The sequence below is a fragment of the Geobacillus sp. G4 genome, from assembly GCF_040327975.1.
In the GTDB taxonomy this organism is placed as follows: domain Bacteria; phylum Bacillota; class Bacilli; order Bacillales; family Anoxybacillaceae; genus Geobacillus; species Geobacillus thermoleovorans.
Genome location: NZ_JBEPJY010000037.1, coordinates 1 through 3,731 on the forward strand (window position 1 = coordinate 1; position 3,731 = coordinate 3,731).

3 protein-coding genes and 1 pseudogene are annotated in these 3,731 nt (G+C 47.4%); 3 read left to right on the forward strand and 1 reads right to left on the reverse strand.

What is annotated here, in order from left to right:
- The first annotated feature begins 499 nt into the window (after positions 1 to 499).
- The 3 genes and pseudogenes from ABS784_RS16630 to ABS784_RS16640 form a co-directional block, all read left to right on the forward strand.
- Positions 500 to 1,516: a DUF262 domain-containing protein gene (locus tag ABS784_RS16630; RefSeq protein ID WP_352513323.1), complete on the forward strand. Its 1,017-nt coding sequence runs from the start codon at positions 500 to 502 to the stop codon at positions 1,514 to 1,516.
- Positions 1,449 to 2,270, forward strand: a complete 822-nt coding sequence (locus ABS784_RS16635; RefSeq protein WP_235045613.1) for a hypothetical protein — start codon at positions 1,449 to 1,451, stop codon at positions 2,268 to 2,270. Before ABS784_RS16630 ends, ABS784_RS16635 begins: the two co-directional genes overlap by 68 nt.
- A 210-nt stretch (positions 2,271 to 2,480) precedes the next feature.
- A pseudogene (locus tag ABS784_RS16640) lies at positions 2,481 to 2,653 on the forward strand (UDP-glucose 4-epimerase GalE); the annotation flags it as partial.
- A gap of 240 nt (positions 2,654 to 2,893) precedes the next feature.
- Here ABS784_RS16640 and ABS784_RS16645 read toward each other — a convergent pair.
- Positions 2,894 to 3,346, reverse strand: a complete 453-nt coding sequence (locus ABS784_RS16645; protein ID WP_033012638.1) for an N-acetyltransferase — start codon at positions 3,344 to 3,346, stop codon at positions 2,894 to 2,896.
- Positions 3,347 to 3,731 lie beyond the last annotated feature (385 nt).

Genomic DNA, 3,731 nt, shown 5'->3' on the forward strand with positions numbered 1-3,731 from the left:
AGAAAAGGGGAGAGGGCTTTCTGAAAGAATGTGCAAAAAAATGGGTGTTTTGTGCTGAAATAAAATGATAATTTACACTTGATGATGTGCTAATCTATTCATGAGACATGAACCTCCTTGTGGGTAGTTGGTGGTACATCTATTCTAAACAAGGAATCGGGTTCATGTCTCCTTTTTTGTTTGGTTGTAAATTTATGTTAGCAAATTTGCTCATCTACAGTTATTTATATTTGTCGACCACAAGTTCATAATGGCGGTGGTATGGAATAAGGATATTTTTGTGAAAGTTCCGTATCAGGAAGAGGATTACAAATGCAAGTGTCGAAGTAAAAAGTTGCTCTCCTTAAAATTGGGCTTATCATTATGGAAAGTGCTGTTGCTGAAGTTTGCAAATACGGTTGGGTGACGGGGAACTGGTGTGGTATGGCGGTTTGACCGTATTGGGAAACGAAAGCGCACATAGTGGGAGAGGATTTCTTATGAAACGAGGAGGAAGAAAATGAGCGCCATTACTACGTTTGACAGTACGGTAGAGAGTCTGCTTGACTTGCTTGAAAGCATTCAGGAACGCCGAACACAGCTTCCTGATTTTCAACGGGGATGGGTTTGGGATGACGAGCGAATTCGGAATCTTTTAATCAGTGTTTCCCTCTCTTACCCGATTGGTGCAGTGATGATGCTGCAGACGGGAAATCCGGATGTCCGTTTTGCCTCAAGACCGGTTGAAGGGATGGATGAAAGTCAACGGGTGGAACCAGAACGACTTATTCTTGACGGTCAACAACGGCTGACGGCACTGTTCCAGTCATTGAAATTAAAGGCGCCTGTGGTGACAAGAGACAAGAGGGGGAAGGAAATCAAAAGGTTCTACTACATTGACATTGATAAAATTTTGGACCCTAGCGTAGACCGGGAAGAAACGATTGTCAGTGTTCCTGAAGATCGAATCATTCGAGGGCCAGGGGGGAAAATCGCCCTTGACTGTTCTGACTTGGATAAAGAATGTGAGGCGGGAATGCTTCCAGTTAACTTGCTTCTTGACCCTGCGGGATTGTTAGCATGGCAGACACGCTATTTTTCTGATCCGACGAAAATTGCGGAACGGTCATTGAAATGGCAAAAGTTGATGACGGACGTATTTCCCCGTTTCCAGCAATACCAAGTGCCTGTCATTATGCTTCGGAAGCCGACCCCGAAAGAGGCGGTTTGCCAAGTGTTCGAAAATGTGAACACAGGGGGCGTATCTCTGACCGTCTTCGAGCTTCTTACGGCCACGTTTGCGGCGGAAGACTTTAAGTTGAGGGATGATTGGACGGACAGGGAAGCGAAATTAAAGAAATCCGGAGAAATTTACAACAAAGTGTTGTCCGATATAAGCAGCACCGACTTCCTGCAGGCGGTTGCGTTGTTGGCCACTTACAATCGACGAAAAGCGGGGGGGGGGGGGAGTGGCGGTCAGCTGCAAGCGGCGCGACATCTTGCAGTTGAAGCTGGCGGATTACCGGGATTGGGCTGACCGCGTCACGGAAGGTTTTATTCAGGCGGCCCAATTTTTGCACGAGCAGCATGTGTTTTCCGCGCGCGACTTGCCGTACGGAACCCAGTTGATCCCGCTGGCGGCCATTTTTGTAGAATTAGGGAGAGAAGCGCATAATGTCCATGTCCGTGACCGAATCGCCCGCTGGTATTGGTGCGGCGTGTTGGGCGAACTGTATGGAGGAGCGACGGAGACGCGGATTGCACGTGACTTGGTCGAGGTCATCGAATGGGTTCACGGCGGCGCGGAGCCTACGACAGTGCGTGATGCCAATTTCGCCGCTGATCGCCTCTTGACGTTGCGCACTCGAAATAGTGCCGCTTACAAAGGCTTGCATGCGTTGTTAATGAGGGAAGGGGTGCGGGATTTCTTATCTGGCGTACCGATCGATATTCAGACGTACTATGGAGAATCGATTGATATTCACCATATTTTTCCGCGCGACTATTGCGAAAGACAAGGGATTGAGAAAACCAAGTATGATTCCATTATTAATAAAACCCCGTTGTCTTATAAAACCAACCGGATCATTGGCCATGATGCCCCAAGTGTATATTTGCGAAAATTGGAAGAAAAACGAGACATTCCGGCAACGAAATTGGATGAAATACTGCAAACACATGTCATGGATGTGGCATCCATAAGGGCCAATGATTTTGAGCAATTTTTTGAAAAAAGAAGGCTTGCCTTGTTGGGGATGATCGAGCGGGTGATGGGCAAGAAAGTGGAGTGAGGGGACACGCTTGAGGGGATGGGGGCGCTGAGGGGCGGTGTGGTTAAAATTTGATGGGTCTGGTGATTGGTTGGGGAGTATGGCTAAAGCAAATGTTTTCTCAAATAGAAAGCACTTACAATCTCTGTCCTCCTTCCTAGAAAACGGATGGATCATGGAGAAATGACGATTCCTCACTAGTCTTTTAGGATATTGGTCAAAGAAATACGAAAAGGCAATGGCCGCAAAGCGGTCATTGCCTACACCGACCGCCGCCCGGGCGATCCCGCCCGCCTCGTCGCCTCATCGCAAAAAATTGACGAAGAACTTGGCGGAAGGTGGAGTATTCGTTGGAACAAATCATTGAAAGCACAGGGAGATGGCATCAGGGAAAAGGAAGATGATGTGGAGACCGCTCCGTCGAGGGGCGGTTGTTTCATCCTTTCAAGCCGAGAAGGTCTCCGCTTCTCAACATGAGTGGAAGGGAAACGGGAAATCAGCGTCCTCATCATCGATGTTCTCCCTGTGCCACCTGCAGGCGGGATTGTTTGGGAGGAGATGATCCCATTCACTGCTTGCCGAGGGGCGGGTATTTCGAAAAAACAATCTCCCACCCCTTCGCCGCTATGCAGGTGGGAGAAGGATCAAAGGTATTTAATCATGGCCGTTTCATCGCAACAGTCGAGTTTCGGGCAATTGACACAGTCGATCCATACTTTTTCAGGCAGCGTTGCTTTTTCCGCAATTTCAAATCCGCATTTTTGAAAAAACTCGATTTGGTATGTGAAGGAGATTAATCGCTTCACTCCGAGTCGGATGGCTTCGTTCGTAATATGGTCAACGAGCATGCGGCCGATTCCTTTTCCCATATAATCAAGGGATACGACTAACGAACGGACTTCCCCGAGATCGTGCCCCAAGATATGCAGCCCCGCTGTGCCGACGATTTGATCATTCTCCTTGGCCACATACATGCATTGCAAGTGCTGATAGATCGATAATAACGAGCGGGGCAACACCAATCCCTTTTCCGCAAAGTGTTGAATTAACGCATGTATTTCTTTCACATCGCTCGTGACGGCATGACTAATGTGCATCGGGCTCCCTCGCTATCGTATGATCATAGGTTCTTTTTTATAAATATACAACATTTTGTTTTTATATGCAATTGTTAAAATTTCGACCGAGACCCCTTGGTTTATGACCAATGTCTTACGAGCGAGTCCGAAGGGGAATCGCTGCTTTTGGCTTAAGCGAGCATGCGGTTTTCATCCTCTTTTTCGCTGCCCCATTTTCTTTTTGGATATCTTCCCACCGCCCTTTTGATCGCGCTGTGTGTTTCCTTGTCCATTTTCTTAATTAGACCATTTCATGTGAATTTGCGGAAAAAGAACCCCCCACCTCTTTGATATTATCCCTCTAGTGTAGACAGTTGGGAAAATGCCCATACTGTCAGTAAAAACACTGGAGGGATTTGTTTAT

Excerpts from the sequence above, each read along its gene's own strand:
- ABS784_RS16630 (WP_352513323.1), top strand. The coding sequence starts at position 500 with ATGAGCGCCATTACTACGTTTGACAGTACGGTAGAGAGTCTGCTTGAC.
- ABS784_RS16645 (WP_033012638.1), bottom strand. The coding sequence starts at position 3,346 with ATGCACATTAGTCATGCCGTCACGAGCGATGTGAAAGAAATACATGCG.